The organism is Halosolutus gelatinilyticus (assembly GCF_023028105.1).
Lineage (GTDB): Archaea > Halobacteriota > Halobacteria > Halobacteriales > Natrialbaceae > Halosolutus > Halosolutus gelatinilyticus.
On sequence record NZ_CP095491.1, the window covers coordinates 344733 to 367886 of the forward strand.

22 protein-coding genes are annotated in these 23154 nt (G+C 66.4%); 6 read left to right on the forward strand and 16 right to left on the reverse strand.

The features are described from left to right. Positions 1 to 42 precede the first annotated feature (42 nt). Positions 43 to 2940 carry a DUF1508 domain-containing protein gene (locus tag MUH00_RS01805; protein ID WP_247002065.1) on the reverse strand — a complete coding sequence of 966 codons (2898 nt, stop codon included), beginning with the start codon at positions 2938 to 2940 and terminating at the stop codon, positions 43 to 45. 235 nt (positions 2941 to 3175) lie between these two features. After that, the gene (locus MUH00_RS01810) at positions 3176 to 4009 is read right to left on the reverse strand and encodes a pantoate kinase (RefSeq protein WP_247002066.1); all 834 of its coding nucleotides are present in this window, start codon (positions 4007 to 4009) and stop codon (positions 3176 to 3178) included. Between the two features lie 122 nt (positions 4010 to 4131). Between MUH00_RS01810 and MUH00_RS01815 the strand changes: the two genes are divergently transcribed. Further along, entirely contained in the window at positions 4132 to 5469 is a 1338-nt protein-coding gene (locus MUH00_RS01815) for a WD40/YVTN/BNR-like repeat-containing protein (RefSeq protein ID WP_247002067.1), read from the forward strand. A gap of 264 nt (positions 5470 to 5733) precedes the next feature. On the opposite strand, the gene aspS is transcribed toward MUH00_RS01815, so the two are convergent. Next, a complete protein-coding gene (gene aspS / locus MUH00_RS01820) occupies positions 5734 to 7038 on the reverse strand; it encodes an aspartate--tRNA(Asn) ligase (protein ID WP_247002068.1) in 1305 nt (434 codons plus the stop codon). 103 nt (positions 7039 to 7141) lie between these two features. Then, positions 7142 to 10219, reverse strand: a complete 3078-nt coding sequence (locus MUH00_RS01825; RefSeq protein WP_247002069.1) for an MEDS domain-containing protein — start codon at positions 10217 to 10219, stop codon at positions 7142 to 7144. Between the two features lie 290 nt (positions 10220 to 10509). On the opposite strand from MUH00_RS01825, the gene MUH00_RS01830 reads away from it, so the two are divergent. Then, positions 10510 to 11304, forward strand: a complete 795-nt coding sequence (locus MUH00_RS01830; protein WP_247002070.1) for an SIR2 family NAD-dependent protein deacylase — start codon at positions 10510 to 10512, stop codon at positions 11302 to 11304. An 88-nt stretch (positions 11305 to 11392) separates the two neighbouring features. Here MUH00_RS01830 and MUH00_RS01835 read toward each other — a convergent pair whose 3' ends face one another. From MUH00_RS01835 to MUH00_RS01870, 8 genes are all read right to left on the reverse strand, one after another. Beyond that, positions 11393 to 11590 (reverse strand): hypothetical protein, encoded by a 198-nt coding sequence (locus MUH00_RS01835; protein ID WP_247002071.1) that lies wholly within the window; start codon positions 11588 to 11590, stop codon positions 11393 to 11395. Positions 11591 to 11599: 9 nt separating this feature from the next. Further along, positions 11600 to 11770 carry a hypothetical protein gene (locus MUH00_RS01840; protein ID WP_247002072.1) on the reverse strand — a complete coding sequence of 57 codons (171 nt, stop codon included), beginning with the start codon at positions 11768 to 11770 and terminating at the stop codon, positions 11600 to 11602. A 133-nt stretch (positions 11771 to 11903) separates the two neighbouring features. Continuing rightward, complete coding sequence (locus MUH00_RS01845) at positions 11904 to 12605, reverse strand: phosphoglycerol geranylgeranyltransferase (protein WP_247002073.1); 702 nt, start codon at positions 12603 to 12605, stop codon at positions 11904 to 11906. A gap of 163 nt (positions 12606 to 12768) precedes the next feature. Continuing rightward, a complete protein-coding gene (locus MUH00_RS01850; protein ID WP_247002074.1) occupies positions 12769 to 13524 on the reverse strand; it encodes a class I SAM-dependent methyltransferase in 756 nt (251 codons plus the stop codon). A 90-nt stretch (positions 13525 to 13614) separates the two neighbouring features. Continuing rightward, entirely contained in the window at positions 13615 to 14808 is a 1194-nt protein-coding gene (locus MUH00_RS01855; RefSeq protein ID WP_247002075.1) for a threonine synthase, read from the reverse strand. A 77-nt stretch (positions 14809 to 14885) separates the two neighbouring features. After that, the gene (locus MUH00_RS01860; protein WP_247002076.1) at positions 14886 to 15584 is read right to left on the reverse strand and encodes a DUF4013 domain-containing protein; all 699 of its coding nucleotides are present in this window, start codon (positions 15582 to 15584) and stop codon (positions 14886 to 14888) included. A 262-nt stretch (positions 15585 to 15846) separates the two neighbouring features. After that, entirely contained in the window at positions 15847 to 16023 is a 177-nt protein-coding gene (locus MUH00_RS01865; RefSeq protein ID WP_247002077.1) for a 50S ribosomal protein L37e, read from the reverse strand. Further along, the gene (locus MUH00_RS01870) at positions 16020 to 16247 is read right to left on the reverse strand and encodes an LSM domain-containing protein (protein WP_247002078.1); all 228 of its coding nucleotides are present in this window, start codon (positions 16245 to 16247) and stop codon (positions 16020 to 16022) included. The genes MUH00_RS01865 and MUH00_RS01870 overlap by 4 nt, the downstream gene beginning before the upstream one ends. A 149-nt stretch (positions 16248 to 16396) precedes the next feature. Here MUH00_RS01870 and MUH00_RS01875 point away from each other — a divergent pair, with 149 nt between their 5' ends. Together MUH00_RS01875 and MUH00_RS01880 are read left to right on the forward strand one after the other, a co-directional pair. Continuing rightward, the gene (locus MUH00_RS01875) at positions 16397 to 16699 is read left to right on the forward strand and encodes a hypothetical protein (RefSeq protein ID WP_247002079.1); all 303 of its coding nucleotides are present in this window, start codon (positions 16397 to 16399) and stop codon (positions 16697 to 16699) included. Positions 16700 to 16802: 103 nt separating this feature from the next. Next, complete coding sequence (locus tag MUH00_RS01880) at positions 16803 to 17759, forward strand: zinc-dependent metalloprotease (protein ID WP_247002080.1); 957 nt, start codon at positions 16803 to 16805, stop codon at positions 17757 to 17759. A 56-nt stretch (positions 17760 to 17815) separates the two neighbouring features. Here the strand turns inward: MUH00_RS01880 and MUH00_RS01885 are convergent, their stop codons facing one another. The 3 genes from MUH00_RS01885 to MUH00_RS01895 form a co-directional block, all read right to left on the reverse strand. Next, positions 17816 to 18016 (reverse strand): hypothetical protein, encoded by a 201-nt coding sequence (locus tag MUH00_RS01885; RefSeq protein ID WP_247002081.1) that lies wholly within the window; start codon positions 18014 to 18016, stop codon positions 17816 to 17818. Further along, positions 18013 to 18474 (reverse strand): nuclear transport factor 2 family protein, encoded by a 462-nt coding sequence (locus tag MUH00_RS01890; RefSeq protein ID WP_247002082.1) that lies wholly within the window; start codon positions 18472 to 18474, stop codon positions 18013 to 18015. Before MUH00_RS01890 ends, MUH00_RS01885 begins: the two co-directional genes overlap by 4 nt. A gap of 101 nt (positions 18475 to 18575) precedes the next feature. Beyond that, a complete protein-coding gene (locus MUH00_RS01895) occupies positions 18576 to 19127 on the reverse strand; it encodes a hypothetical protein (protein ID WP_247002083.1) in 552 nt (183 codons plus the stop codon). A 200-nt stretch (positions 19128 to 19327) separates the two neighbouring features. Between MUH00_RS01895 and MUH00_RS01900 the strand changes: the two genes are divergently transcribed. Next, on the forward strand, positions 19328 to 19579 hold the full coding sequence (locus tag MUH00_RS01900) for a hypothetical protein (protein ID WP_247002084.1): 252 nt from the start codon (positions 19328 to 19330) through the stop codon (positions 19577 to 19579). A gap of 25 nt (positions 19580 to 19604) precedes the next feature. On the opposite strand, the gene MUH00_RS01905 is transcribed toward MUH00_RS01900, so the two are convergent. Beyond that, positions 19605 to 20222, reverse strand: a complete 618-nt coding sequence (locus MUH00_RS01905; protein WP_247002085.1) for an SPW repeat domain-containing protein — start codon at positions 20220 to 20222, stop codon at positions 19605 to 19607. Between the two features lie 158 nt (positions 20223 to 20380). Between MUH00_RS01905 and MUH00_RS01910 the strand changes: the two genes are divergently transcribed. Beyond that, positions 20381 to 23119: an AAA domain-containing protein gene (locus tag MUH00_RS01910; protein ID WP_247002086.1), complete on the forward strand. Its 2739-nt coding sequence runs from the start codon at positions 20381 to 20383 to the stop codon at positions 23117 to 23119. The last annotated feature ends 35 nt before the right edge of the window (positions 23120 to 23154 follow it).

A 23154-nucleotide genomic window follows, 5' to 3' on the forward strand; every position in this document is an offset into this window, starting at 1 on the left:
AAGAAGGGCGTAATCGGATCCGGATCGTCCGCGAACCGACGCTCAGTCCGTGAAGGTGATCCAGCCCTCGGGGGCGTGGGCTTTCACGTCGTTCATCGCCTCGCGGGCGTCCGTCCGGCTCTCGTAGGTCTGGGTGCTCTCGGCCATCGTCGAGCCGTACTTATCGACCAGCTGCCACACCCAGCCGTCCTCGTCCTCGGCGCTGTGGAGCTCGAAGGAGACGCTGTCGATCTCGAGGATGCTCGCCGCTTCGATCAGCGACCGGACGCTCTCGATCGCATCGCGGGCGGCCGCGTTCGAGTCGTGGACTTCGGTGCCGGTCGCGACGGTCCGGCCGTCCTTGTCGAGCAACCGCCACTGCCAGTGGTCGTCCTGGTCGGCGACCAGTTCGAACGAGGCGACGTCGAAGTCGACGCGGCCGGCGATCGAGGCGAGCTGTTTGATGGTCTCGATCTCCGAGACGGCGTCGTCCTTCGTCGGCGCGGAGCTGACCCCGCTCGCGATGACCTCGCGGTCGCGGTCGATCAGGTCCCAGCTCCAGCCGCCCTCGTCGCCGAGGCGAATCACGGCGTCTTCGATCGCGAAGATCGGCGCCTCGTCGGCGTGCGTCGTGAGCGTGTTGACGGTCGCCGACGCGGTCGCGCGGTCGGCGTAGGAATCGGTCGAGTCGGCGATCTCCTCGCGGTCGCGATCAAGGAGTCGGAAGCGCCACTCGCTGCTGCCGTAGAGTTGCACGGCGACGTCGCCGATCGTGTAGTCGTTCGCGGTCGCCGCGGCGTTCCGAACCGAATCGAGACTGTCGACCAGTTCGTCCCGCGTCGGATGGGACTCGCCCTCGACGGCGACGGTCTCGCCCGTCGGCAGGACGAACCGCCAGTGCCACTCCTCGGCCGGGTAGGTCTGGAAGATGGCCCGGTCCATCGTGCGAATGTTCGAGTCGAGGTGCTCGAGCAACCGGTTCATCGCCTTGCGCGCGGCGCCGCGGGTCGGGTGGGTTGCTGGGTCCTCGGCGACGAGTTTTCCGGCTTCGTCGATCAGTCGCCAGCCCCACTCGTTGTCCTCGTTGACGAACAGTTCGAACGCCGCCGTCTCGATCTCGAGCAGTTCGGCGTCGGGCGCCTCCTCCTTCAGCGTCATCATCGCCTGGGCGGCCTCGCTGCGGGAGGTGTGTTCCTGACCGCTGTCGGCGAGCACATTCCCGTCCTCGTCGATCAGCCGCCAACGCCACTCGCCGTCGTCGGCCTCGTAGACCTGGAACGCGGCGTTCTCGAACTCGATCAGGTCGGCCTCGGCCGCCTGTTCGCGAACCCGTTCGATCGCCGCCGACGCCGACTCGGGGCTCTCGTGGGGTTCGTTGCTCGCAGCGACGATCTCGCGATCGTCGGTGACGAGTCGCCACTGCCACTCGGGCGGCGCGTCACCGTCGCCGGCTTCGGCGACCGTTCCGCCGTCGGTCGAGACCGCCTGTTCGCCCGCCTTCGCCGGCAGGTCGTCGGTCTCGTCGTACGTGAGCTCCCACCCCGAGGGGAAGACCTCGTACTCCGCGTCCTCGATTTCGACGACGTCCGCGTCGCGCGCGTTCGCCTGGAAGGCCTCGGTACTCCGCTCCGAGTCGGCGTGATCGGTCACGCCGTCGAGGCTCCGGGCGATGACGTGCTCGGCCTCGTCGACGAGTCGCCACCGCCACTCCTCGCCGGACTGGTAGTGTTCGTAGGTCGGTTCGCCGGCGACGGTGACCGCGGCCGATTCGAGTTCCGGCAGTAACGCTTCGGCGGCTTCCTCTGCGTCCCGACGCGATCCGTACGTGTCCTCGGCAGTCGCGACGACCGCGTCCGCATCGTCGACGAATCGCCACGTCCAGCCGCCATCGCGCTCGTAGAGTTCGACCCCGACGTGTTCGATATCGAGCAGTCGAGCCCGATCGAACCGTTCGGCGAACGTCCGGGCGGCCTCCTCGGCGCGCTCCTGGGTTTGGTGGCCGTCCTCGCCGGCCGCGAGGGGCGTCCGCTCGTCGTCGATCAGCTTCCAGTACCACCGATCGCGCTCCTCGGTGTAGGTGAACGCCGCATCCTCGATCTCGATCACGTCGGCCTTGGGACCGCGGTCTTTCAGGAAACTCACCGAGTTCTCGGCCTCGTCGCGCTCGTCGAACTGGCCGGCGCAGGTACCGACGATGCTGCCGTCGTCCCGGGCGAGCGCCCACTGCCAGGTTCCGTCGCGGTCCTCGTAGAGGCGAAACGCCGACGTCGTGAGTTCCATCAGCCCGGCGGAGCTAATCTGGGACTTGACGCGCTCGATCCCCTCTTTGGCTTCGGGGCGCGTGACGGCGCTGTCGTCGCTTCCCGCGAGTGCTTCGAGGTGGAGGACGTTCCACGTCCAGTCGCCGTGCTCGTCGCGGAAGACCGCGAACTGCGCCCCTTCGGTCGCATCGCCAGTGAGAATCGGCGGATCCTCGGTCGCTCCCTCCTCCTCGACGAACATCCCTTTCTGCCCCGTGAGGATGGGCACGAGCGCGGTCACGCCCGCGATGATTCCGATCCCGGCCGTGTACGTCACGATCACCTCGACGCTGTAGTCGACCCCGAAGCCGCGCCAGTTGTTCGGATAGGCGTAGCCGAAGAAGACGACGCCGGCGAGCGAGATCGCTAGGCCGACGACGCTCGCCTGTATCCCCCGTTTGCGAACCGGCAGCATCAGGACGATGCCGAACAGGCAGAGCGTAAGGCCCGTCGCGGCGACGACCCCGGAGATCCTGATTAACGTATAGGACCCGGTGTCACCCGCGTAGCCGACCACGAATGTGAACACGCCCGCGGCACCGACGACGTAGCCGAGGATAAACACCCAGTAGCCGTAGACGTCCTTTCTCGAGTTCGGTTCGCCGACGTAGCGTTCGTACAGCTGAAACAGGTTTTGGTGAAGGTCGCTGCTGAAAGACATTTTTCAAACTTGACCGGATAACTAGATCGAACTATAATAAATTTACGGCTATTATACGCATTTTTGTCACATCCCGTGAAAGTTAGAAGAAACCGCGTCTTCGGGCCCATGTCCACCATTTTCGATCGAATCGCGGGACGATCGAGCGAGTTGGTTTCAGTCCGTCTGCACATCGATCGCTCGAGAAGTAGATTCGGGAACGCGAGATCGGTGTCGCGGTCCCCGATCGATCGCCTCACCTGAGAAGCGCGCCGGCCGGGTGGGTCGCACAGACGCACGGGTCGTAGCCGGCGTCCGAGAGTCCCGTCCCGAGCGCGAACACCGTCTCGCCGAGCATCGCCATCGACGCCTGCCCGTCAACCGCGATCACGTCCTCGATCGTTCCCTTGACGTCCTCGGTCAGCAGTCCGGTCTCGCGCGCGAACCGCCGGGAGGCGTACATGAACGAGCGGAGCGTGGGTTCCTCGACGATCCGCGAGAGTGCCTCCGTTCCGGCGGCCGACAACCGATCCGTCTCGCCGGAGAGCACCTCGGCCGTCGAGAGCTGGCCGAACGTGACGTACTCGACTCGGGCGCGCGCGGGAATCGCGTCGAGCGTGTTGGTCTGCGGTCCGCCCGGCTCGAGGCGAATCGGGATGCCGCCGTGAGCCTGTGCGACCACGTCTCCCAGCCCGGTCCCCGCCTGGACTTCCGCCCCGTGGGCGATCGTCACGAGTTCGTTTTCCGAGAGCTTTCGCTCGAAAACGTGATTGGCCGCGAGCGCCGTCCCCAGCGCCATCGCCCCCGAGACGCCGAATCCGGCGCCGATCGGCAGATCAGACTCGGCCTCGACGCGAGCGGGCGCGTCGAGCGTCTCGAGTACGGTCGTCACCGGATCGATCTCGATCTCCTCGCCGTCGAGGACGATCGTCGACTCCGCCCTGACCGCCGGTTCGACGGTGACCTCGACGCCGTCGGTGAGCGTCAGTCCTGCACCTCGGGACCCCGCCTTCGTCGGATCGTCGTCCGGGTGGGCGCTGAAGAAGCCGGTGATGTGCCCCGGGACGAACGCCGTCGCCTCCTCGCGCATTAGGCTCCGCTTGCGCCTCGCCCGATATAACCTTACAGGTTCGCTCCGGTGAACGACCACCTCTGGCACACACAGGGTCGCGGCTTTTCCGCCCGGAAACCCCAGTTCGGACGACTGGCGGCATGGCAACTCGATCCGATCCGGACGGCTTCGGCGCGTTCTTCAGGCGGTACACGAAGACGTGGATGCACGCCGTCGCGGCGGCCGGACTTACGGCGTTCGGCGTGCTCGCGACCGTCCACCGGGGCTTCGTCGTGCTGGCGATCGCCAGTTACGTCGTCCCGCCGATCGTGCTTTATTTCTCGCGTACGCGCGGCCGCGACGACCCGGTACCCACCGGATCCCGCTCACCGACCGACGCCGCACTGGCCGAGGCCGATCGGTCCAATTCGAGCGCCGGTTCCGACTCAGGGTCGGGCCGCGACGGCACACGGACGACACCCGATTCGAGCGGAGAATCCGCCGAATCCGGGCGCCGATCGGCGTCGGTATCGGTCGCCGGTCGCACGAGCGGCACCGACACCCGGAAGAAACCGGAGTCCGACGCGACAGGCGACGACCCGGGATCGGAACCCGAACGGGAACCGCGCTGGCGGTCCGTCGAGTCGCCGACCGACGCGACGCTCTTCGACGCCGCGATCGCGGACGAAACGGTGGTCGCCGCCGGAACGGGCGGCGTGGTCCTCGCGTCCCGCGGCGACGAGTGGAGCCACGTTCTTATCGACGGACCGAGCGCGCAGGGTCAGGACCTCCGCGCGATCGACGCGACCGGCGACGGCGAGATCGTCTGGGTTGCCGGCGACGGCGGCGCCGTCGGACGGATCGAGGTCGAGACGGAACGGCACGCGGACTACTCCGCGCCGAACGATCGGACCGACAACCTGACCGGTCTGGCCGTCGCGGGCGCGGCCGGCGACGAGACGATCCTCCTGACGAACGGGTCGGGCGAGGTGATCCGCGGCCGGTATCGCGACGGCGATCTCGCGTGGGAGGGCCCCGCCACGCCGGGCGGCGGTTCCAGCGTGAGCGGCGTCGCGCTATTCGACGCCGAGATCGGCTACTGCTGCGACACGAACGCCGGCGTCTTCCGGACCGACGACGGCGGTCGAACGTTCGACGCGATCGGTGTCGACGGCGTCGACGGCACGCTCACCGACGTCACGGGTGATGAGCGGGGCTGCTACGTGAGTACAGATGCGGGCGTCGTCCACCGATTCGACGGCGAGACGTGGACGCCCGAGCGCGTCACCGACGGGTCCCTCTCGGCCCTCGCCCGGTACGACGACCGACTCGCCACGATCGGCGACGCGGGTGCCGTCTACGATCGTTCTGGTCCGACGGCCGACTGGGAGCGAACGCTCACGGGCGCGAACGGGCCCCTGCACGGCGTCGCGATCGGCGCCGACCGATCGGTCGCCGTGGGCGCGGACGGAACTGTTGTCGAACGCGAACGGCTGTGACCGGATCGCCGGCATTCGCCTCGTACCGCTAGTTCCCCGGCCCCGAGCGGAGCGACGGCTGTCGAGTATCGAACCGAACGGCGTGAGAAGTCGGTCGAATCGGTCCGGTCGAGCCCGATCGGCGAGCGTCGGGTACGGGCGCAGTCTCTGGCGATCTCGCGAGCTCCCACTCGACAGTTGCGCCGTCGCCTTACGGCGACAGGCGCTGTCGGTCCGGCAAGGCTCTCACAACGTTCGAGTCTTGCTGGCCCCCAACGTCTTCGCCTACGGGCTCAGACGTTGGCGATCCCGCGGGAAGAGCACGGCTTCGCGGATGTTCTCCAGGCCGAGGATCGTCATGATCAGGCGCTCGCCGCCGAGGCCGAAGCCGGCGTGGGGCGGCATGCCGTACTTGAACATCTTCGTGTAGTACTCGAACTGATCGGGATCGAGACCCTGCTGTTTGAAGCCCTCGATCAGCTTCTCGTGGCGGTGTTCGCGCTGGCCGCCCGAGACCAGTTCCATGCGCGGGTGCATCAAGTCGAAGCCGGTCGAGAGGTCCGGATCGTCGTCGTGGTCCTTGATGTAGAACGGTTTGATCTCGCTGGGCCAGTCGGTGATGAAGTAGTGGCTGCCGACGTCCTCGCCGAGGGCCTTCTCGCCCTCCGTCGGGAGGTCATCGCCCCAGACGAGCTGCTCGTCGAGTTCGCCCGTCGCGTTGATCCGCTCGATCGCCTCCTCGTAACTAATGCGGGGGAACTCGCCCTCGGGAACCTCGAACTCGTCCTCGAGACCGAGCGCCTCGAGTTCCTCGCTGCAGTTCTCGTTGACGGCCTCGTACGCGGCTTTGACGATGCCTTCGGCGACGTCCATCGCGTCGCTCTCGCTGCAGAACGCGCCCTCGAAGTCGATCGAGGTCGCCTCGTTGAGGTGTCGGGGCGTGTTGTGCTCCTCCGCGCGGAAGATCGGGCCGATCTCGAAGACCCGCTCGACGTTCGAGCCGGCGATCAGCTGCTTGAACAGCTGCGGCGACTGGTTCATAAAGGCCTCCTCGCCGAAGTAGGTGATCGGGAAGAGTTCCGTACCGCCCTCGGTACCCGTGGCGACGATCTTCGGCGTGGTGATCTCGGTACAGCGGAACTCGCGGAACCGATCGCGGACGGCGCGCAGGATCTCCGATCGGATCTCGAAGATCGCCTGCACGTCCTCTTTGCGGAGGTCGAGCGTGCGGTTGTCGAGCCGCGTCGAGATGTCGGCGTCGACCTTCCCCGAGGGGTCCAGCGGCAGTTCGGGGTCGGCGGGGGCGACGACCTCGACGTCCTCGGGCGTGATCTCGACGCCCGTCGGCGCGCGGGGTTCCTCCTCGACGCTCCCGGAGACCGTCACGACGCTCTCGCGGGAGACGCCCAGCCCCGTCTCGACCAGATCCTCGTCCATCTCCTCTTTCTCGAACTTGATCTGGATCTTGCCGGTCGTATCGCGGAGGATCAGGAAGGCGATGCCGCCGAGGTCGCGGATCTCGTGGACCCAGCCGGCGACGGTCACGTCGTCGCCGGGCTCGGCGTCGGCAGTGTAGGTTCTATCCTGCATACCCCCCGATTCCCGTCGCCGGAACTTAAGCGCAATCGTTCGCGCTGAGCGACGGCGAACACCGTCTTACCCCGCGCGGAACGAACCGGTCAGCACAGCCGCTTCATCGATCGCGATTTCGCGCTGCTGGAAGCGTAACCGAGACCGTCGTTCCCTCGCCGGGCTCGGAGTCGATCCAGATCTCCCCGTTGTGACGCTCGATGATCCGCTCGCACAACGAGAGCCCGATGCCGGTCCCGGCGTACTCGTCGCGGCTGTGAAGTCGTTGGAACACGTCGAAGATTCGATCCTGGTCGTCGGGATCGATACCGATCCCCTCGTCGCGGACCGACACGACCCACTCGGACCCGTCTCTGGCCGCTGAGACGTGGATCCGCGGCGGCTCGTCCCCGCTGTACGTGATCGCGTTCTCGAGCAAGTTCTGGAACACTTGACGGAGCTGGCTCGGATCTCCCTCGACGCGGGGGAGGTCGTCGCCGGAAATCTCGGCGTCGCTCTCCGCGATCTGGACCTGGAGGTCCGTCAGCACGTCGTCGAAGACGGTATCGAGGCCCACGGGTTCGAGCGGATCGCCCTGCGTTTCGACGCGCGAGTAGGCGAGTAGCCCCTTGATCATCTCGCGCATCCGATCAGCACCGTCCACGGCAAACTCGAGGAATTCCTCGCCCTCCTCGTCGAGGACGTCCTCGTACCGGCATTCGAGGAGCTGGAGGTAGCTCGAGACCATCCGCAACGGCTCCTGTAAGTCGTGGGATGCGGCGTACGCGAATTGTTCGAGCCGTTCGTTCGACGCCTCGAGTCTGTCGATCACCGTTTCGAGTCGCTGCTCGCGCCGTTTGCGCTCGGTGATATCTTGGGCCGCCCCGCGGAGCGATACGGCGTCGCCGTCGACGGTCTCCGGGACGCCCTGCACCCGAAGCCAGCGCACCTCGTCACCGATCGCCGTACGGAGGCGCACCTCGACGTCGAAGGGGTCGCCGGAGTCGAGCGCGTTCTCGATCGCCGCTTCGACGATCGGCTTGTCCTCCTCGTGGTACATCTCGAGCGCCTCGGAAAGCGGCGGTTCCTCGTCGGAATCCGCCTCGAGGAGTTCGAAGATGTGGTCGGACCAGAACACCTCCGTCGTCTCCGTGTCGATCTCCCAGCCGCCGACGTCCGCGATCCGTTCGGTCTTCTCGAGCAGGTCGAGCACCCGTTCGAGTTCCCGCTCGCGTTCGACCTGTTCGGTGATGTCGCGCGTCAGCGCCACGTGGGCGATCGTCCCGTCGGGACGGCGGAGCGGCGCCGCGTGCGTTTCCATGTGTCGGCGAGTGCCCTCCAACCCGACGACGTCGAACTCCAGCGTCCCGCGTTCACCGCGACAGATCCGCTCGTTGAACTCGCGGAACCGCTCGCGGTGCTTGGGGGCGATCAGATCGTAGACGCATTCGCCGGTTACGTCCGATTCCGCGTCGGCTTCCACCATGTCCAGCCCGGCGGCGTTCATCTGGAGTAAGGTACCGTCCGGGGCGACGGTTTTGATGCATTCGGGCGCCGTCTCGACGAGCGCGCTCAGATGTTCCGTCTGCTCGCGCAGTTCTCGCTCGCGCTGGCGGCGCTCGAGTTCGTACTTCACCCACTGGCCCATCAGGTGCTGGAACGTCCGTTCGACCCCCGAGAACCCGTCCGCTCTCGGTTCGGTCGACACGAACCAGAACGTCCGGTTGGCGTCGTCCTCGAACTCGAGGTGCGTTCCGAGGTACGTTCGGACGCCGAACTGGTCGTAGCACAGTTTGCCCTCGAACCTGTCGCCTGCGGGATCGGTGATCGCACACGTTCCCCCCTCGCTCGCGGGCACGCTGCAGTACGTTTCGGAAAGCGGATACGATTCGCCCGGAACGAGGTAGTCGTGCTCACCGTTCATCGTCTCTACCTCGAATCGGTCGGTCGACGGCTCGGCAACGGCGATACCGGCGAGTTCCATATCGAACCGTTCACAGCCGAGATCGAACAACGCCTGGAGCTTCTCCTCGAACGTGCGGTCGGGGTCGGACGTGATCTCGTACAATCTCCGCTGTGCGTGTTCCCATTTCTTGCGCTCGCTCGTATCGCGGACCACCGCGAGCATGACTGAACGGCCGTTGTGAACCATATGCGACGCGGAGATCTCCGTCGGAATCTCGCCGCGATCGTTCGTGCGACACGTGAGTTCATCGATCCACCCGGTACCGTTCTCGAACACCGCTTCAACGAACTCTCGGAACCTGTCGAGTTCGTCGGGGTGGATATCGGAGGGAGCGAGGGCCAGCAATTCCTCGCGCGCGTAACCGAGCATCTCGGTCGCGGCCGGGTTCGCGTCGACGATCTCGTCCGCCTCGGGATCGACGACCAGGATGGCGTCGTGACTGCTCTCGAATATGCGCTCGAGGTACGTTTGCCGTTCCTTCAGTTCCGTCTTCACCTCGGTCCGCTCCCGTAGCGTCTGCACCATGCGATCGACCTTCGTCTCGGGCTCCTCGGGGTCGAAGAACTTCTCGGGCGGCGTGTAGTAGAAGTTCTGGGAGACGGTCCTGTCGGAGATAATATACGGGTGAGTCTTGATGACGTCGTGGATGACCCCTGCCGGGAACCGCTCCCGGTTGTACTGACACATGACGACGTAGTCTTCGTCCTCGTAGAGCGGATTCAACACAGCCTCGTATTCGACTAGTTCGTCGGTACCGGCGTCCCCGTCCAGCGCCCACGTCATCTCGGCGGCCGCCCTGAGCCCCGTGTGATCGCCCTCGTCCGTCGCCTGTTCGAGCGACTCCTCCCAGAACTCCAGCATCTCGGCCCGATCGAACTTGCCGTTCCGGCGGTACGTGTCCGCTGGCGTGAGGACGGAGAGTGCGCCCGATTCGAGGGCGGCGTCCACGTCGATGCCGTAGTCCCGCATCGCCCGTAGCACGTCCTCTCGAGAGTTGTCGTCGGCGACGTACACACAGCGCTCGCCGCGCTCCAGCCCCTGACGGATGAACGGAATCGCGGACGCAAGCTGGTCCTCGCGGTTCTCGTAGATGAGTGCGAAATGGTCGTTCGAATGGGCGTGGCCGTCGTGTGATTCGACCGGCCCACGAAACTCCGAGCCCTGACGCAACGACTCCTGCTCCCGATCGTGGCACAGTTGGTTCCGTTGGGTGCTGCGCTCGGTTTCGTTACTCACTCTACCAGGATAATCGCCGAGGATTCTTAACCTTGGCCATTGTTGAACCGGGGAATACCATCCCGTGATCACCGTCCACCGCGAGAACTACCGTCGCCATCCGCGCTGAACTCGGCATCCGCATTCAGCGTGCCGATTTTGACGAGCGTCGAACAGCTGTCCGATCCAACCGTTACACAGGTGCCTGTCCACCGTGTCGCTACCGAGAACGTGTCGAAGGAACCGGATTTCGGCAGCATCGGCGTTCGTGATACGCGAGGAATTAGTGTACTGGCGTCCGATCGTCCACTGTGACCGAACTCGATCGACTCGCCTCGGACTTCGGGAACGCGGAGACGGCGATCGCCCTCACCGGTGCTGGCATCTCAGCCCCCTCGGGCATCCCGACGTTCCGGGGTGACGACGGCGTCTGGAAGCGCTTCGACGAGGGACAGTTCACTTACGGGCGATTCCGGTCCGATCCCGCGGGCTTTTGGGCCGATCGGCTCGAACTGCACCGCGAGATGTTCGGCGGCGAGTTCGAACCGAACGCGGCGCACGACGCCCTCGCGGCGCTGGCTCGGGACGGTCACCTCGACGCGATTCTCACGCAGAACACGGACGGCTTGCACCGGGACGCGGCGTTCGTCGGCGACGACTCCCCCGCGGACGGGATCACGGACGCCGCCGACGCGACGATCCTCGAACTCCACGGTAACGCCCGGCGGGTGCGCTGTACCGACTGCGGAAACCGCACGGAGGCCGAGCCGATCTTCGATCGCGCGGCCGACGGCGAGCGGCCGCCGACCTGCGACTGCGGCGGCGTCTACAAACCCGACGTCGTCCTCTTCGGCGAACAGCTCCCCGGCGCCGTCATCCAGCGCGCCCGATCGCTCGCTCGCGAGAGCGACGTCTTCCTGGCGATCGGGTCCTCGCTCGCCGTCGAACCCGCGGCGTCGCTGCCCCGACTGGCCGCCTCGTCGGGAGCGACTGTCGGAATCGTCAATCTCGAGTCCACGCCCTGCGACGGCGTCGCCGACGTCGTTTGCCGCGAGGACGTCACCGAGGTACTGCCGCGGCTTCGCGATCTCGCCGCGTCGGGATAGCCGTCGGCGCTCGGTTTCGAGAGTGACGTAACGACTCGGTCGGTAGCCTCGCGCGAAAAATTCCAACGCGGTTCGAAGCGTCGGACGGTCAGTCCGCCGCGCTGGCCGCCCTCACGAGTTCCCGAACGAGGAGTTCTTCGCAGATCGACGGCGGCGTCGGTCTGCCGACGGAGTCGCTCGAATCGATCGAGTGGCCGGTTTCGACGAAGTGATCGAGGGCCAGTTTCGACCGTTCCCGTTCGGTGTCGCCGTCCGCGAACCAGTCGCAGTTGTGGCAGAACTTCATCGGCGATACTCACGAACACCGTTTGACGGCCGCGTCACCGTCGCCGTCCACGGCGATCCGGGTTCCACCGTGCGTAAAGCGCGCGGTCGGGTCGTGGACCGCCGACGATCGCGGTTCGAAGAGCGAATCCAGCGCTGTCGACAGCGATCCGTCACTGTCGTGCGGGGTGGCTGATACCATCACCGGTGGAAGACCGTTGTTCCGTATAAGAATGACGGACGAGACGCGGCGCCAGCGCCCGTCCGAGAAGTCTCCAATTCCGTTCCGGTCGCGCTCTGCGCCGCCGGAGTGTTCGGGAGCGGCGAACGCCTTCTCAGGCGTCGTTCGCAGCTTCGACGGTCTCGCGGACCGCCTCGACGCCCTCGTCGTGCGCGAGGTCGCCGACGACGATGACGTCGGCGTGTTGGGCCATCAGATACGCCGAGTCGTAGTCGCGGATGCCGCCGCCGTAAAACAGCGTGGACTCGTCGACGGCGTCGCCCGCCGCCGCGACCACTTCCTCGTCGCCGAGCATCCCGGAGTACTCGACGTAGACGATCTCCTGGCCGAACATTCGCTCCGCGATCGTCGCGTAGGCGGCGACGTCGTCGGCGCCGAGATCGCAGTTGGCCTCCGTCAGCGTCGCGACGTCAGCCTCGGGGTTCATCACGATGTAGGCCTCGAGCGTCGTCCGCTCCCAGTCGAGGTCGCCCTCGATGCGGACCCACTCCTTGTGGGCTTCCGTGATCCAGAACGGCGAGCCGGCGTTGAACACGGTCGGGACGAGGTACCCTTCGAGCGCGTCCGTCTCGACGACGACGCTGGGATTCGACGGCTCCTGGTAGAGCGGGACGTCGTGTTTCGCGCAGGCCTCAATGACCGCCGTCATGTTCTCCTCGGTCATCCCCATCGTGCCGCCGACCTCGATCGCGTCGGTGCCGGTCGCACAGAGATCGCCGTAGGTGATCCCCTCGGGAAGATCCTTGTCGGGATCGAGTTTGAGAATGTGGTTCCAGTCGTCCCAAGGCGCAGTCATACCCCCCGCTTTCTCTGTAACGGCCAAAAGCGCTACGGAACGGCATTCCGTCGGAATAACGGGGTAATACGACCGGAATCGGCCGATTCACGCCTCGAATGATCGCGCCGTTGACGGGGCGCCGTCCGATTGCGATCGGTCGCATCCCCCGATCGTGCGTGACTTACCGCTCGGCGATCCAGACCATCTCCTGGGTCGCTTCCACGAGCGGCGCACCCTCGAAGTCACCGGACACGTCCCACGACGAGAACGGCGACAACCGGAAGAGCAGTTCGAACTCCTGTTTCGAGAGCAGGGCGATCGACACCTCGCGCTCGAGAACCCGCTCGCCGTCGGCGTCGAACACCGCAGAGTGGATGCGCGCGGTCTGCTCGACCTCGTCGGCCAGTTCCGTCACCGTTCGATGCGCGTACGTCTCGCCCGCGACGGTCACCTCGGTCTCCTCCCACTCGCCGTACCGCTCGCAGATCACGTCGAAGTTCGGCGTGAAGACGTTGAGGACGAGCCGCCCGCCGGGAGCGAGCGCGTCGTGGATCCGTTCGAGCGCCGCCAACTGGTCGTCGACCGTCAGCAAGTGGAGAAACGCGCGGAAGGGGACGATCGCGAGCGCGTACTCGCGGTCCGACCGAAACGACGTCACGTCGGCGTTCCGGACGCTCGGGTCGAGATCCTCCGCAGCCGCGTTCTCGCGGAGGGTCGCGAGCATTCCGTCCGAGACGTCGATGCCGTCCGCGTCGACCCCGGCGCGGAGCAACTCGAGGTAGATCCGGCCGGTGCCGCAGCCGACCTCGAGAACCGGACTGTCGGCCTCGATCGCGAGGTCGCGGTAGAACTCCAGATCCCCCTCGACGCTTGCCTGCTGCTGGTACGCAGCGTCGTAGAACGCCGCGATGTCGTCGTAGTAGTCGGACGTCTCCATACGAAACGTGTTGGATGCGTGATCAAAAGTGTTCGCTCGGTGTGCGACTCGCTCTCAACCCGACGGTCGTACTCGGGGCGAGTCGACCGCCTAGATCCCCTGGCTCATCAGGTGACTGCGCAACACGTCCGCCTCCTTGTTCCCGGTGCCGGTGTTCAGGATGACGATCGTCTCGTCGCCGTCGAATGCGCCCCGCTCGGCGAGTTCCCAGGCCCCGCTGGCCGCCGCGGCGCAGGTCGGTGCCATCTCCAGGCCCTCGTGCTGGGCGACCTGGATCGCGGCGTCGAGGATGTCCGGATCGTCCGTCGCGACCGCGCCGCCGCCGGTTTCGCGGATCGCCTCGAGGATCCACGGACTCGCGCCGGGATCGGGAATTTCGATGCCGCCGCAGATGGTGTCGGGGCTCTCCACCGGCTCGTGGACGTCGCGATCGCTCTCGTAGGCGTCGACGATCGGCGCACAGCCCGACGCCTGGGCCGCGTAGAAGGCCGGACGATCGTCGACCAGGCCGAGGTCGCGGAATTCGTTCGCCGCCTTGTACATGCCGACGAGGCCCACGCCGCCGCCCGTCGGGTAGCAGATCGCGTCGGGGACCGCCCAGTCGAGTTGCTCGACGATCTCGTAGTACATCGTCTTCTTGCCCTCGTGACGGTAGGGCGTGACGAACGTCTGGAGGGAGTACCAGTCCTCGTTTTCCGCGAGGCCTTCCTCGTACGCCGCGGCGGCCTCGCCGATCCGACCGCCGACGACGGTCATGTCGCCGCCGTGGACGTTGACCATCGCCTTGTTCGTAAAGCCCGATCGGGCGGGAAGGTAGACGTGTGAGTCCAGTCCCGCGCGACCGGCGTAGGCCGCGGCCGCCTGGCCGGCGTTGCCCGCCGACGCGAGGGCGACGTCGGTCGCGCCGTGCTGGGCGGCCGCCGTCACGGCGAGGGTTTGCCCGCGATCCTTGAACGTCCCCGTCGGGTTCCGCCCCTCGTCCTTGACCAGAACGCGCTCGACGCCGAGTTCGGCGGCCAGTTTCGGGCAGTCGACCAGCGGGGTCGCGCCCTCGCCCATCGTGACCGCCGACTCGCGGGAGAAAGGCAGGAGCTCCTCGTAGCGCCACAGCGAGTCGAACGGCCGGCTCGCGAGCGCCTCCCGATCGAGGTCGATCGCGTCGTAGTCGTAGGCCGGGTCGAGGACGCCCTCGCAGTCCGGACACTGGTGGGTCGCCTCGCCGGCGTCGAACGCGGCGCCGCAATCGCGACACTCCAGACCGGTGAAGGCGGCTGTCGTTTCCATACCCGTGTGTTCGCGGCGCGGGACTAATGGCTGTCCATCGGCGGGATGGACCGAAGCGTCGCAAAAAGGGCGTCGAATTAGACCGCGGGTTGTTCGTCGGACGGGCCGTCCCTGCGCTCGTCGACCGAGACGGGGTGGAGATCGAACCACGCGTGGCCGATCACGTAGTACGCCGCCACCAGGGCGTAGAACGAGATGATCCCACCTGCCACGGTGCCGACGTACGGGATCGCGTTGAGCAGCCCCGAGACGATCGTTCCGACGAGGATGATCCCGACCGCCGTGAGCCAGCCCACGGCATAGGTCCCCGACGAGAGGGTCGGTCGGAGCGTCTCGAAGTCGAAGCCGGCGCCGATCCGTCGGTCGGTCGCGAAGTTGGTGAGCGCGGCGGGCATGACGTACGCCGCCGCGACGAACGCCGCGACGGTGAGGAGGCCGCCGATCGCGAGGACGATACTGGCGATCGTCCCGGGATTCCCGTCGGTGGCGGTCCAGATACCGCCGAACACCACACCCCCGAGGATCGAGGGGACGAGCACGTAGACGAGCGTGATCGCGAACGCCTTCACGCCGTCGACCAGCAGGTCGCCCCAGTCGTCGAATTCCGGGGCATCGTCGTCGCCGCGCGCCGTCCGATCGAGCACCCGGACGACGTATCCCCAGACCAGAAAGAGGGGGATAAACAGGAAGCCCAGGAGGAGTAACACTCCTCCGATGATGCTCGTCCTCCACACGTGGTCGCTGTTCTTCAGGTAGGTTACCGATTCTGCCAACATTGTATCGTCCTCGACCGACTGCCGCTGCTCGCGGCGTGGTCGGATAGTATAGACCTGATAGGGATATAAGGCTTCGCTAGCGGCGCCGTTCGGCCCGCTCGCGGTCGAATAGGACAAAACGACGATCTCGATCTCGGATACGTTCGGCGATCGGAACACCGATCGCATCCAGCCCGATCCGGGGACCGCGAGGAGCGGGTCGGCCGCCGCGGCGTGCAGCCGCGGGGCTCGTCGGAGGGGAAAGCGTGGAAGCGAGAAGAATTCAGTTGTCGCCGGCTTTGGACTGCCACTCGTAGTCGCGGCGCTTGGCGGATTTACCGAAGCCGCACGACGAGCAGGCCTTCTTCTTCGTGTGGTACGATTTCTCTCCGCAGCGACGACACTTGACGTGCGTCGTCTTGTTCTTCTTTCCTTGGCTTGGGGTTCCTGCGCCAGTCATGGAGTGATCGACACGACGTTATCGCCGCGTATAATCGTTGTGTCTTGAACCGGTGCCTCCTCTTCGACCCCGCCGTCTACCGGAATCGTCACGTCCTCTAAGACGAGATTCATGTGCTGATCGTAGCCGGCGAGATCGCCGATGTACTCGTCACCACTTTTGAGTCGTACCGTGACGCGGTCACCGAGCGACGCCTCGAGGACGTCCAGCGGTCGTCCACTCATACGAAAGACGGCAGTTGATGGCTACTTAATCGTACCGGTCGTGAGTCAGAATCGATCTCGATTTCACACGCCGCGACCGTCCCGGCTGCGTCTTGCAGTATCCTGTAGCTAACCAAACGGCTAAGTGCGCGCTCGTGGAGGTTCTAGGTATGGGAGACCGGAAATTCACGCTCATCGAGTTGCACCTGGACGGCGACACCCAGTTCGGCCCCGGAACGATCGGCGGCGCGCTCCCGTTCGGCGGAACCGACGCCGAGACGGAGGAGACCGAATCGGTCGAGGAGGACGAGGACGCCGCCGCCGCGGACGAGGACTCCGGCCGCCGAAGCCCCGTCGGAGCGCTCGTCGCGCTCGCCGTGCTGGTCGCGATCGGCGTCGCCGCGAAAAAGTACACCAGCGACGACGAGGAGGACCTCGCACGCGAAGAGGAACCCGACGTTATCGTTAACTAGCCCTCGATCGGTGACGACTCCCCGCTGTCGGGTTCAGCTCACGCGCTTTTCGATCGATTCGACCGACCGAACGCTTTTGCGTCCGCTTCCCGTACCCGTATTTGTGAATCTCTATCGTAGCGCCCGGGCCGTTGCCGGGGCGTCCGGCGACGACGTGATCGACTGGCGATCGGCCGCCGAGGCGGCCAAGGCCGCGACCGACCCCGGTTCGCTCGAGCTCGAACCGGGCGAGGGCGAGGCCTACGCTCGCGACGTTCGAGACGCGCGGACCGCCGTCCGGTCGATCGCCCAGGTCGAGTTCGACGTCCCGGACACCGTCGAAATCCAGAACCGCCACCACTGGATCGACGCCAACGTCGACACCTTCGAGCGCGTGATGGGCACCCTGGAGACGCACAACGGCGTCTTCCCCGACGTCGCGCGAACGATCAACACGGGCACGATGACCGTCCTGCTCTCGTTTCTCGGCCGGAACGTCCTCGGCCAGTACGACCCGCTGTTGCTCGCCGACTCGCCGGCCAACGAGCACGCCCTCTACTTCGTCCGGCCGAACATCATCCGGGTCGCCGACGCCCTCGACGCTGACTACGATCGGTTCCGGCGCTGGATCGCCTTCCACGAGGTGACCCACGCCGCCGAGTTCGGCGCCGCGCCGTGGCTGTCGACCCACCTCGAGAATCGCATGAAAGACGGCATCGCGGCCCTCTCCGACGGCTCGTTCGATCGGGAGGCGTTCCGGGATCTCGACGCGGCGATGACCGTCGTGGAGGGGTACGCGGAGTTGCTGATGGACCACGCCTTCGACGACGAGTACGAGGACCTGCGCCGGAAACTCGACGCCAAGCGACAGGGGCGGGGTCCGCTACAGCAGCTGTTCCGACGCCTGCTCGGCCTCGGCCTCAAGCAGCGCCAGTACGAACGCGGAAAGAACTTCTTCGAGCACGTCGTCGCCGTACGCGACCTGGAGACGGCGAGTCTGGTCTGGGCCCACCCCGACAACCTCCCCACGCACGAGGAACTCGACACACCCGGACTGTGGCTCCGGCGCGTCGAACGCTGACCGGCCGGCGACCGATCGGTCCCCGCCGCCCCGCCTCGACGGTGCGGTCGCGATCGTCAGGCGATCCAGTACAGATACCACAGCAACGCGCCACCGGCGAGCAGTCCGCCGATCGCCGCGACGCCGGCGACGAGCAGCGACGCGCCGCCCTGGAGGGCGATCGTCCCGCCCGAGAGGCCGACCAGCGCGACGAACGCGATCGCCAGTCGCGTCGAGGCAGACGTCAACCCCGTCGATCGCGGCGGGTCGCGTCTCATATCTCGTGCGGGGCGCTGACGTGCATCGACTGGAAGCCCCACGCCGGCCGCCCGCGGTCAGTTCCCTCCTCGCTCGTCGACCGCTCGTCGTCGATCGCCGCTTCCTGGACGTCCAGGGGACCGGACGTTGCGTCCCGCCGGACGAGCGTCCCGCTCCAGCGCGAGTCGAAGCGGCGTCGTTCGCCGGAGATGGTATCGGTCCACGCCATCGTGACTTCGTCCGCGAACGTGGCGAACGCGCCGCGATCGTCGACGGCGAGATTCGTACTCTCGACCGTCCACTCGGCCGTCGTCTCGGTCTGTTCGCGCAGCGCCGTCGCGATCACCTCGGGGCCGTACAGCGCCTCGCTGATGCCGAACTTGATCGTCGACCCGCGATCGAGAAAGTAGGGTTCCAGCGGTTCGCCCTCGCGGAGCGCCGCGTAGTAGTCGCGAACCGCGGTCGCCGGACGCATCATTGTCGGCGACTCGGCCGCCGCGCTCAAAGACGCAACGGATGCACGCGCAAGGGAATCGGTACCGGGGGCGAGGAGAGCAGGGGTGGCGAGAACCGCCGGCGTTACATGAAGCCCCGATCGACCTCGTCGGTCTCGATCAGGTCGTCGAGTTCCGCGTCGAGCAGCTCCTCGGCTTCCTCGAACCGATCGGAGAGGTCGTCGAGTTCGTCCGGGCGATCGTACTGGTCGTACGCCATGGGGCCGAAGGCCGGACTTTCGATGGCCTCCATGACGTCGTCGAAGAGGTCCTGCGGCCGGGTCGGAGCGTCCGCGTGCGTCTCGAGGACGGTCCGAAGCCGCTTCGAGACCGTTTCCGCGTGATCCTCGTCCTCGGGCGGCGACTGGACCGCGAATCGCCCGCCAGAGTCGTTCTCGGGCATGAACGAGCCGATCTCATCGTCGAGTTTCCGGGCGACTCGCGTCCCGGCGCCGCGAACCTGGTAGGGGTTCTTCGCGTAGGTCTTCAGGAAGAAGACGCCGGCACGGGGATGCGCGAGGTACATGTCTTCGCCGACGCCGCCCGCGCGGTCGCCGGCGATCGCTCGCCAGTCGTCGGGGTCGACGTCGCGTTCGGTGACGTCCGCCAGTACGTCCTGCCACTCGCGAATCCGCATACGCGATGCTTGTGACGCCTGCGGAATGAACGTATCGATTGGAGCGAACGCGGCTCGAAACCCGTCTCGATCGGTTCGAACGCACCGGAAACGAACGGCTATCGGGTCGAAACTGGGACGGGACTGCCGACGAGGCGCGACGATCGAACCAAAAGGAATACGATCGTCCCCCCGACAACAGGGGTAACCACCGGTTGATCATGCCACCACGACGGATATCCTCGGTCGTCGACCTGTTTCGCGCCGATCCGGCGACGAGTTCGTTGCTCGGAATCTGCCCGCTCGTCCTGGCGATCGGACAGCTCTGTAACAGCTACGTGAACGGCGTGTCGCCGGTCGTCTCGATCGCGTTCGCCGTCGCGATGATCGCGTTCGCCGTCGTCGCGACGGGACATCACGCCGCCGAACGCCGGCTGCGACGGCTCGATCCGCAGTTCGCGGACTCGAACTGACGCGTTCCGGCGACGGGCGATCGGCTCAGGGCGACTCGGTCCCCGGTTCGGTCGCGACCGATCGAGCCTCGCGGGCGTCGTAGGCGTTGTACCCGGCCAGTCCCGCGATGAGCAGGCCGGTGACGAGGGTGCTCCAGAACGGACCCGTGGTCATCGCCAGGAGCGCGGGGGCGATTATCAGCCAGAGACCCAGTAGCGCGACCAACCCGGCGATGCCGACGCTGAGGGGGACGTCGTTTCTGACGCGGTAGAAGTTGTAGCCGGCGGCGAGGAAGACGACCGCACCGACGAGGACGTTGTTCCAGAGCGTCGTCTGCGAGACGTCGTAGACGAACACCGACAGGGCGACCCAGGCGCCGAGCACGGCGATGATCGCGCTGATGAAGGGCATCGTCCGCCGGCGTTCCTCGTTCGCGATCCGGGTCGACTCGTCCCGGCGGTCCCGCCCGCGATCGCCTCGATCGCCGACGCCGGTACCGGAGTCGACGGTTTCACCCGTCTTCTCCGCACGATCATTGATCGCATCGCCTTCGGCGGACGCGTCTACGCGGGTCCGATCGTTCGTCGGGTCCGTGGAGGGTCGATCGTCGGTCCCGTCCGTCCCGGTTTCGGTCCGTCGCTCGTCACTGTTGGGGTCACTCATGGGAGTCGAGCGTTGCCGCCGGGCGGTCAAAAGCGACCGCGACCGTTCCACGGCAAGCGGCGACGAGGGAGACGGTAATCTCGGATTACGATCGTTCCGGACGGCCGTCTCCCCGGCGACCGATAGCGTTTTTGACCACTCGCCCGTGACGAACAGTCGTGTACGTACGCGGAACCGTCGCGGGCGAGGTCGAGATCCGATCGGTGTCGACGAGTTACGGCGAGAGCGATCTCGCGGAGGTGCCGCTCCTGGTCGAAGCGGACGGCGATCGATCGATCGACAGTTCGGGTTCGGACCCGGATCCGGGTACAGCCCCCGATCCCGAGAATCGCGAGATCACGACGGTGACGCTCTGGAATAAGTGGACCGAGTCCGCCGAGTTACTGGAACCGGGGATGGAACTGCTCGTGACCGACGCGAAAGAAGAGGAATTCCGCGGCGAAACGAAGTACGCGACCACGGGAGAGTCGTACGTCGTCGTCGAACCGAGCTTTCTCGTGAACGTGACGGCGATCCGCAACTGGGTGGAGTGTCCCCGCCTGTACTACCTGAATAAGCTCTCCGGGGTGCCGCTGAACTACCCCGTCGTGAAGGGGACGATCGTTCACGAGGTGTTCGGCGACCTGCTCCGGGGTCGGGACCTGGAGGAGGCGATCGACGCCCGAGTCGAGGAACGCGGCCTCGAACTGGGGCTGCTCGGCGAGACGCCTGACGCCGTCGCCGACGAGGTCCGCGAGAACGCGACGGCGATCGAGGGCTGGCTCGAGCAGGGTCGGTTGACGGAGGAGGACAGTTGGCGCTCCGAGCAGTTGCTCATCAGCGAGACGTTCGGCATCCGCGGGCGGGCCGACGCGATTCGACGGGGCGCCCCGGTCGAACTCAAGACCGGCAAGAACCTCAAAAAGGAGCCGCGGTTCAAGGACAAGGTGCAGGCCGCCTGCTACGCGCTCCTGCTCGAGGAACACGGCGGCGACGTCGACACCGGCACCCTGCTGTACACCAAGAACTCGGCGCTCGATCGCAACGAGGAAACCGGCGACCTCACGCCCGCCAAGGAGTTCTCGATGGGCGACGGCCTCCTGAAGTTTGTCGTCCGACTCCGGAACGAACTCGCCGCGATGGAGATCAAAGGCGACGTTCCCACGGGTTACGAGGGCTCGGCGAAATGCGAGTACTGTTTCGAGCAGGACACCTGCATGGTCGTCTCGGGACGGCTCGACCAGGAGTCGAAGGCCGGCCAGATCGGCCGACCGCTCCCCGAAGAGGAGCGCGACTACTTCGAGCGCTTCTACCGGGCGATCGAGGAGGAGCGCCGCGAGGTCCACCGCGAGTACGCCAAACTCTGGGAGCAGGACGCCCAGGAGCGGGCGGACGACGATCGGGCGCTGATCGACCTCGAATTCGACTCGAAGCGCGAACTCGAGGGCGGGCGCTGGGAACTGCGCGCCCGTCGGGACGGCGGTGCGACCTCGAAGCTTCGCGAGGGCGATCTCGTCCTCGCGAGCGACGGCCACCCGGTCCGCGGCCAGTCGGAACTGGCGCGGATCGAGCGGTTGAACGAAGACGAAGTGGTCTTGACCGCCGACGAACCCGTCGAGGTCACCCGCCTCGACGTCTACCCCTCCGAACTGACGACCGATCGCCTCCTCGTCGCGCTCCACGACTGTCTGCTGAAGGGCGGCGAGCGGCGCAAGGACGTCCTGTTCGGCCGGGCCGACCCCGAGTTCGACGAGATCGAGGATACGTTCATCGACAACAACGCGGCGCAGAACGAGGCCGTGACGAAGGCGGTGGGTGCGCGAGACTGCGCGCTGATCCACGGTCCGCCGGGGACCGGGAAGACGTACACGATCGCCCGGGCCATCCGCGCGATGGTCGAGCGCGGCGATCGCGTCCTCCTGTCGGCCTTTACGAACCGCGCGGTCGACAACGCGCTGGAGGCGCTGCTGGAGCAACTGGAGGGAACGATCGATGAGGAGCGGATCGTCCGCGTCGGCTCCGAGAGCGGCGTCCGCGAGGACATGGAGCCCTATCGGCTGGAGCGCGCGGGTGATCCGGACGATCGGGTCGCGAAACTGCAGAACGCGCAGGTGGTCGCGGCGACGACCGCCTCCTGTGGCTCGCGGGTCATGAAGGAGCAGGCCTTCGACGTCGCGCTGGTCGACGAGGCCGGTCAGCTGACGGAGCCGGGAACCGACGCGGCGATCAACCTCGCCGATCGGTTCGTCCTCGTCGGCGACCACGAGCAGCTGCCGCCGGTCGTCCGGGCCGAGAACGACCTCACGGAGTCGCTGTTCGAGCGCCTCGTCGATCTGCATCCGGAGGCGGGCGTCATGCTCGATCGGCAGTACCGGATGAACCAGCGCATCCAGGCGTTCTCCTCGACCGAGTTCTACGAGGGGAAACTCCGGCCGGCCGAACCCGAGGTGGCGTCGCGGACGCTGGACGATCTGGACGGCGTCTCGCGGGACGCCCTCCCGGCCGAACTCCGCGACCCCGTCGCGTTCGTCGACGTCGAGGGCGATCGAAGCGCGTACACCGATAGCGAGGAGGCCGCCCGCATCGCCGAGTTGATCGCGGCCTACGAGGACGCCGGGCTCGATCGCTCCGAGATCGGCGTCATCGCCCCCTTCCGGGCGCAGGTGTCCGAAATCTCGCGACACGTCCCGGCCGACGTCGCCGTCGACACGGTCGATCGGTTCCAGGGGTCGAGCCAGGAGGTGATCATCGTCTCCTTCACCGCGACCGGACGGCTGGAGGGGCCGATCTTCGAGGACTACAGGCGGATCAACGTCGCCCTGACGCGACCCAAGCGCGCGCTGGTGCTGGTGGGCGACTCGCGAGCGCTCGCGTCCGATCCCGTCTACGAGCGGATGCTCGAGTGGGCCGATCGCTGAACCCCGGTACCGGCGGTCGGCCGCGATCGACCCCG